Genomic DNA, 830 nt, shown 5'->3' on the forward strand with positions numbered 1-830 from the left:
GCAGGTATAGCCACACCGCTTACACTGGAAGCGAAGTCCCTTTCGATTCGCTTTTTCACGATGTCCACATTTGCAGGTTTGACTGGTATATTCCGCTTTGACTTCTTAAAGCGGATCCCAGCCATCTCCGCTTTATAGCGGATGAATTCTTTGAGTTGGTAGAACGCCCATGAGTGAAGATTTCTCCCTGCTTCTTTTTTAGATTTGGCTCTGTTGCGAATGTCGGTCAAGTCTTCCATGCGAATGACACCCACACCGTGGGCGAGTGCATAGTTGACAATGTGCCGACTGATCCGATGGTTCTGATTTTTCATCCAACGGGATTCTTTGTTCTTTGACTTCTTCATTGCTGAAAGTTTCTTGGTTTTGCCCAGTTTTCTACGTCTAGCTGAATAGCGCCTGCGAGTATAAGCACATTCATTTCCTTTAAAAAAGAGAGACTGGGTTCCCACACTGGCTACAGCTAAGTAGCGCAGACCTAAGTCTACTCCCATCGCTTTTTGATCTTGGCTTTTCTGCACATCAAATGAGATGGCAATAGCCAGAGTCCATTTTTGTTTCTTCTTGTAGAGCTTTCCGGCTCCTTGCTTGGCAGTACCCACTATGATTCGTTCTAACCATGCTTGTTGAAAAGGGCGAGCCACTACAGGAACGCCAATCTTCTTTTCTAGAGTGGGAAAAGCAACCGTGTAGAAAGTTCCCGCTTTCTCTATTTTTAGATTCTGATTATTAAAGCAACACCACATCTTCTTAAAGGTCTTCGCCTCTTGATTTTTCATTTGGGACTTCACCTCACGAATCGTTTGATTCGTGACAGCCGAAGGGAACGT

General features: G+C 44.8%; 1 pseudogene. It reads right to left on the minus strand.

Annotated elements, in window-relative coordinates:
• Positions 1–830: pseudogene (locus ACFQNG_RS01345) on the minus strand (RNA-guided endonuclease TnpB family protein); the annotation flags it as partial.

Source organism: Laceyella putida (assembly GCF_042665195.1).
GTDB lineage: Bacteria > Bacillota > Bacilli > Thermoactinomycetales > Thermoactinomycetaceae > Laceyella > Laceyella putida.